The 6,501-nt window shown below is 65.9% G+C and carries 5 protein-coding genes and 2 tRNA genes; 3 read left to right on the forward strand and 4 right to left on the reverse strand.

The genetic code is table 11. The features are described 5' to 3' along the window. Window positions 1–65 precede the first annotated feature (65 nt). Complete coding sequence (gene pflA / locus HMPREF3167_RS06235; RefSeq protein WP_070446115.1) at window positions 66–971, forward strand: pyruvate formate-lyase-activating protein; 906 nt, start codon at window positions 66–68, stop codon at window positions 969–971. A 184-nt stretch (window positions 972–1,155) separates the two neighbouring features. Here pflA and HMPREF3167_RS06240 read toward each other — a convergent pair whose 3' ends face one another. The 4 genes from HMPREF3167_RS06240 to HMPREF3167_RS06255 form a co-directional block, all read right to left on the reverse strand. Further along, window positions 1,156–1,866 carry a YggS family pyridoxal phosphate-dependent enzyme gene (locus tag HMPREF3167_RS06240; RefSeq protein WP_062614204.1) on the reverse strand — a complete coding sequence of 237 codons (711 nt, stop codon included), beginning with the start codon at window positions 1,864–1,866 and terminating at the stop codon, window positions 1,156–1,158. Window positions 1,867–1,873: 7 nt separating this feature from the next. Then, on the reverse strand, window positions 1,874–4,546 hold the full coding sequence (locus HMPREF3167_RS06245) for a DEAD/DEAH box helicase (RefSeq protein WP_070446117.1): 2,673 nt from the start codon (window positions 4,544–4,546) through the stop codon (window positions 1,874–1,876). Continuing rightward, window positions 4,543–4,788 (reverse strand): hypothetical protein, encoded by a 246-nt coding sequence (locus tag HMPREF3167_RS06250; RefSeq protein ID WP_143602133.1) that lies wholly within the window; start codon window positions 4,786–4,788, stop codon window positions 4,543–4,545. The genes HMPREF3167_RS06245 and HMPREF3167_RS06250 overlap by 4 nt, the downstream gene beginning before the upstream one ends. A 71-nt stretch (window positions 4,789–4,859) precedes the next feature. Next, a tRNA-Lys gene (locus HMPREF3167_RS06255) sits at window positions 4,860–4,935 on the reverse strand. A gap of 232 nt (window positions 4,936–5,167) precedes the next feature. Between HMPREF3167_RS06255 and HMPREF3167_RS06260 the strand changes: the two genes are divergently transcribed. Both HMPREF3167_RS06260 and HMPREF3167_RS06265 read left to right on the forward strand, forming a co-directional pair. Continuing rightward, the gene (locus HMPREF3167_RS06260; RefSeq protein WP_070446119.1) at window positions 5,168–6,097 is read left to right on the forward strand and encodes an ATP-grasp domain-containing protein; all 930 of its coding nucleotides are present in this window, start codon (window positions 5,168–5,170) and stop codon (window positions 6,095–6,097) included. An 86-nt stretch (window positions 6,098–6,183) separates the two neighbouring features. After that, window positions 6,184–6,258 (forward strand) — tRNA-His (locus HMPREF3167_RS06265). Window positions 6,259–6,501 lie beyond the last annotated feature (243 nt).

Consider the following 6,501-nt stretch of genomic DNA (forward strand, 5'->3'; position numbering starts at 1 on the left):
CGCGCGGGAGCCTTCCCGCGCGCCCGCCCTCATTTCGTGGCGACCACACTTTTTAGGGAGACTGATTGGCGAATCACCAGCTTGATGCACGCAAGTACTTTGAGGTGGGAGAGGGATCCACCGGCGAGTACGCCCCCGCCCCGCTCGAGGAGGAGATCCCGCGCGCCGCGGGCAAGGGCCTGGATGGCATCGCTCGCGCCCCGGAGATGGATCGGCATGAGCACATCATGGCGATCCGTAACGGAGACTTGGGTTCGTTGCATTCGTGGGAGCTCGTGACCGCGATGGACGGCCCGGGCACGCGCATGACCGTCTTCTTCGCCGGCTGCCCGCTGCGCTGCCTGTACTGCCACAATCCCGACACGCTCCACGCCCGCGAGGGCACCGTCGCCACCCCGGAGGCGATCCTGGATCGCGTGGGCCGATACAAGGCCGTGTTCAAGGTGACCAACGGCGGCGTGACATTCTCCGGCGGTGAGCCGCTCATGCAGCCGGCCTTCCTTGCCAAGCTGTTGCGTGGGGCGAAGGAGATGGGGATCCATACCGCGATCGATACCTCCGGCTTTCTAGGGCGCAACCTCAGCGACGAGATGATGGCCGACACCGATCTGGTGCTCCTCGACATCAAGTCCGGCCTGCCCGACTACTACGAGCGCACCACCGGCCGCGCGCTCCAGCCCACCATCGACTTCGGCCACCGCCTCTCGGACGCCGGCAAGGAGATTTGGGCCCGCTTCGTGCTGGTGCCGGGCCTGACCGACGACGTCGACAACATCGAGGCCGCCGCCGAAATCATGAAGGAGTTCAGCACGCTCACCCGCGTGGAGGTGTTGCCCTTCCATCAGATGGCGCGCGACAAGTGGGAGTCGCTCGGCATGGAATACCAGCTCAGGGACGTCCAACCGCCCGCGAAGGAGCACACGGACCTGGTCCGCGAGATCTTCCGCTCCCATGGGCTGACCACATTCTGACGCGCATAAGGATGCGCCGGGCTACCTCGCCCGGCGCATTTTTGTCCCCGCTCGCGCCAGGCCCGGCTGGGTGCCCGACAGAACTCGTGAATATACCGGCTGACGATTGCTATAGGCGCCTGGTCGGCCCGAGGTTCACGACTTGTGACGGGGTGACCCGCAAGAGCCGGTCTCAGGGCCTGGCTCAGGCCGGGCGCGGGCCGAAGATGGCCGTGCCCACCCGCACCAGCGTGGAGCCCTCGGCTACCGCGATCTGAAGATCGTGGGTCATACCCATCGACAGCTCGGCCGCGCCCTCCAGCCCCGGCAGCTTGCGCATCTGCTCAGACAGTTCGCGCGTGAGGGCGAACGAGGCGTGGATCTCGGCTGCGTTGGTGGTGTGGGCGCCGATGGTCATGAGCCCGTCGATGCGGATGAGGCCAAGCTCGGCGATGCGCCCCGCGATGTCGATGAGCTCTTCGGGCGCGCATCCCGACTGCGTGTCCGCGCCCGCGGAGTTGACCTGGATGAGGACGGGGTAGGGGCCCTCGGCGAGGCCCTCATCGATGCGCGCCTCCTGGCGGCGGGCGATCCGCACGGCCTGCTTGACCGAGTCCACGGTGTCGATGCGGTCCGCATGATCCATCGCCGTGCGCAGCTTATTCGACTGCACCGGCCCGATCACCGTGTGCGTGGCGAGCACGCCCGCGCCCGCGAGCTTGGCCGTGGACTCCACGAGCTGGGGGACCAGGTTGTGGCCGAACGTGGTGATCCCGCACGCGGCCGCCTCCAGCAGGTTTTCCAGTGGCTGATGCTTGGCCGCCACCTGCAAAGTCACCGAGCCGGGTGCTCGGCCGGCGGCCTGCTCGGCGCGGGCAATGGCCTCGCGCACGGAATCGATGTTCGCGCTGATCATGGTCCTCCTAGCGCTCATCTAACCGAATCATGTGAAGAACCAGCGCCCCGGCGTCGTCGGAGGCGTCCAAGTCCACGAGCGCCCACATAGCCCACGTCATCTCCGCTTCGCCGGTCTCCGGCTCTGCCGAGCCCTCATCGTCGAGGATCTGCATGACCAGCCACAGGCGGCCCGGCTTGTGGCCCTCGAGCCAATCTGAGGCCTCGTCTTCGCCCATGCCGGCCTGGAGCAGGTCCGCATACGAGGGGTCCTCGAGGATGGAGAAGAAGCGCTCCGAGCGTGAATCGGCGGTGGTGCCGAGCCGGGCGTAGACGTCCCAGTACGGGTCGATCGCGTCGGCCCAGCGGTCGGCGTCCCACGCGGGGTCGAGCCGAGCCAGGTAGCCGAAGTCGTCGCGGTCGAGCGCCTCGACCCGGGCGAACATGGCGTTGCGGACGGCCGTGCGCAGGGCGTGCTTGTTGCGCGTGAAGGTGATGTTGCCGTCCGTATCCGCGCCGAAAGCGGCCTCCTCGCCAGTCGTGCCATCGCCCGCCAGGCCCGTGATCTCGTCCAGGGTCAGCCGCCCGTCGGCGATCGCCTCCCACTCGTCCAGCAACGAGGAATCAATCGAGCGCACCAGCCGCCCCAGCCAGCCGATGATCTCCTCTACCTCGTCGTTGCGGTACTCGTGCGGCACGCTCTGGCGCAATGCCCGGTAAGTGTCCGTGAGGTAGCGCAGCACCACGCCCTCCGAGCGCGCCAGGTCATAGCGCGAGATGAGCTCGGTGAAGGTCATGCCCTCTTCGATCATCTGCCGTACCACCGACTTCGGCTCCAGCTCGTGGCCAGCTACCCACGGGTTCGTCTTCGCATACATCTGCAAGGCGGGCTCAAGCAGCTCCGCCAGCGGGCGCGGCCACGTGACCTCATCAGCCAGCGCCATCCGCTCGTTGTAATCCACGCCCTCGGCCTTGAGCTTGCCGATCAGCTCCCCGCGCGCGGTTTTGCGCTGGGCAACAAGCACCGGGGTGGGGTTTTCCTGCACGGCCTCCATCACCGAGACGACGTCGAGCGCGAAGTCCGCATCCTCCGGGTCGAGCAGGTCGAGCGCTGCCAGCGCAAATGGTGCCAGCGGGGAGTTGAGGGCGAAGTCGTCCGGCACGTCCTTCGAAAAGTGAATCGCCGGGCGGCCGGGGTGCTCGGCACGCCAGGCGCGGTCCTCGTGCGTAATCACCTCGGCCGTGCGAAGCGAGGCGTAGATATCCAGCGCCTGACGCACGAACTTATTGCGCGGCGTAGCCGGCTCATGATTATCGGTGAGGATCTTCGCGATCGCCGGCACCGGGTCCGGGCGCTGGAGCAAGTTGAGGATCATCGCGTGATCGACCCGGAAATGCGACGTCAGCTTCTCCGGCTGGGCCTCCCGCAGCCGCTCGAACGTCTTCTGCGACCACGACACCTCCCCGTCCGGCGGCTTGACCTTCTGCACCCGCTTGATCCGCGCCGGGTCATCCCCGGCCTTGCGCAGGCGCCGCGCGTTTTCGACGTCGTGCTCCGGCGCTTGCACGACGACGTAGCCCACCGTGTCGTATCCCGCCCGGCCCGCGCGCCCGGCGATCTGGTGGAACTCGCGCGCGCCGAGATTGCGCATCTTCGCGCCGTCGAACTTCACCAGCGACGTGATGAGCACCGTGCGGATCGGCACGTTAATGCCCACGCCCAGCGTGTCCGTGCCGCAAATGACCACTAGCAGGCCCGCCTGGGTGAGCTTTTCCACCAGACGGCGGTAGCGGGGGAGCAGACCGGCATGGTGGACGCCCACGCCGTTGCGCAGCATCTTCGACAGGGTCTGGCCAAAGCCCGGGCTGAACTTGAAATTGCCGAGCGCCGCGCGGATGCGTTCACGCTGATCGCTCGAGATGAGCGAGGTGGACATCAGCGCCTGGGCCTGCGCCACCGCCTCCCGTTGCGAGAAATGCACCACGTACACCGGGGCCATGTGCGTGGCCACCAGCTCCTCGATCACCTCGCTCACCGGCTCCGTGGAGTAGGTGAAGTGCAGGGGGACCGGGCGGACGGCGTCGTCGACGATCGAAACTGGGCGGCCCGTGCGTCGCTCAAGGTCCTCGACAAAGAACGACGTGTCGCCCAAGGTGGCCGAAAGCAGAATCTGCTGCGCCTGCGGCAACTCCAGCAGCGGCACCTGCCAGGCCCAGCCACGCTGCGGGTCGCCGTAGAAGTGGAATTCGTCCATGACGACGACGCCGACATCCGCCTCCTCGCCCTCGCGCAACGCGATGTTGGCCAGGATCTCCGCCGTGGCGCAGATGATCGGGGCGCCGGGGTTGATCGAGGAATCGCCCGTGATCATGCCGACGTTATGAGCGCCGAACTGGCCGATGAGGTCAAAGAACTTCTCCGACACGAGCGCCTTGAGTGGGGCCGTGTAGTAGGCCGTGCGGCCGGTGGCCAGGCCCGCGAAAAGCGCCTGCGCGGCAATCAGCGACTTGCCCGAGCCGGTGGGTGTGGCGACGATGACGTGGTCGCCGGCAACGATGTGCAGGAGGGCCTCCTCCTGATGCGGGTACATCCGCTTGCCCGAGGACTCGAAGGCGTCCGTGAAGGCCTCCAGGATCGAGTCGGGGGAGGGGTCAAGGCCGTGGTCATCTTCCAGACGGTCAAGGGCGTGGTTAAGGATCATGGGAGAGTCTCGGGGTCGATGGTTGGCGAGTCGGCGGGGGCGGCGCCAGTGGCGTCGTTCGTGCGGCGGGCTCGGGCGACGGCGCGCCAGGACTCGGCGGCAAGCAGGGCCAGTGCGAGCACAATGAGGATCGCGCGCTCGGTGGAGTTGGCCCGGAAGGCGAAGAACGCCAACAAAATCGCGCCGAACACGATGAGCGGGTTAAACGTGGAGCGCCAAAACAAGCGTTGCAAGGTTCCCACGGCTATCCTCCCAGTTGGCTACCGGGTTATCATATACGAAAGGCGACCAGCCTGAGCTGATCGCCTTTCCTTGGTACACCGCCTGGGACTCGAACCCAGAACCCTCTGATTAAGAGTCAGATGCTCTGCCAGTTGAGCTAGCGGTGCGCAACGATGTTTTACTGTAGTCCCGCACAGGCGCTTCGCGCAAATTGATCGGGCACATTTCCGCTGTGAACTGGGGCACCACTGGTGGGTGTGGGTTGCGGTGCGGGCTAGGGCGCCGGTGTGGGAGAGCCGCGAGGCGACGGGGTGGGCGCGAGGCGAGGGATGGCGTCATGTGGCGCGGACTTACCCCGTTGTCGCGCGCCGGAGCGGCAAATCCATTAGAATCGCAGGCGTGGCTCAACCAAAAGTTTTTCTAGCGACCTCCGAAAATCTGCCCAACCTGTCCGAGGACGAGCAGGGCCTTCCCGATGCCTTGCGCGATCGCGGGATTGAACCCGTGGTGGCCGTCTGGTCCGACCCGTCGGTCAACTGGGGGCAATCCGACCTCACCGTGGTGCGCTCCGTGCGCGACTACGCCAAGGCGCCCAGGCAGTTCATGAAGTGGGCCTACTCCGTGCCGCGCATCGCTAACTCGGCGAAGACCATGGAATGGAACATGGACAAGCACTACATGCAGGCACTGGAGAAGCTGGGGTTGCCCGTCATCCCCACCGTCTGGCTCGAGCCCGAGCAGCGCCTGTCCAAGCAGCAGATCCACTCCCGCTTCCCCTCCTACGGTGACTTCGTCATCAAGCCCGCGGTGTCATCGGGCGGGCGAGGCACCGGGCGCTACACCGCCACTGACGCCACCTCCCGTGGCGAAGCCATCCTCCACGCCCAGTACGAGCTCAACGCCGGACGCTCCGTCATGGTCCAGCGCTACCTGGAGGACATCGACGTGGCCGGAGAGACCTCGCTTGTGTACCTCAACGGGCTGGCCTCCTACCAGGTGGAAAAGGATCCGATGCTCCACCCGCGCTACCGCAACACCAGTGAGGCCGGGGTGGTGGAGGAAGTCGTGCGCGCCACTGAGGCCTCCGAGGAGACTTGGCGCTGGGGCGAACGAATCCGCCGCGCCCTGCACGCCCACATCAAGAACATGTCCGGCCGCGACGAACTCCTCCTGTTCAACCGGGTGGACCTGGTGCGCGGTGCGCCGGACTCCGAGGAAGAGTTCTACGTCATGGAAGTCTCGCTCATCGACGGCCAGCTCTACCTGTCCCAGGACGAGGACCACCTCACCCGCTTCGCCGACGCCATCCAAATGCGCGCCTTCTGGTGATGTGCTTCACCGCCGCCGTTTAGGCGGGGTGGGGCCTGGCTTGATATAGTTTCAATTCGTTGCCGCGGCGAAAGCCAACGCGCATGGTGGCTGTAGCTCAGTGGTAGAGCACCTGGTTGTGGTCCAGGGGGTCGCGGGTTCAATCCCCGTCAGCCACCCCACACAAAACCCCGGAATCTCAACGAAAACCGAGAAACCGGGGTTCTTTCTTTCCCCGCCGTGGAATAGGCGTGGAATAAGAAAACACGTGTGCCGCCTTTAGTGATGCCCTCGTGGTCGCCCTTGACGCCGCCGGTAGAGCCTAGGCGCCCTACATTCCAAGCCGGGGCGGCATCGACGAACTCACCGACGACGACAGCGGCGGATTAAAGAAAACTGGACGTTTTCGGGGCGATCTCCTCATA

The sequence above is a fragment of the Trueperella sp. HMSC08B05 genome (assembly GCF_001808405.1).
Lineage (GTDB): Bacteria > Actinomycetota > Actinomycetes > Actinomycetales > Actinomycetaceae > Trueperella > Trueperella bernardiae.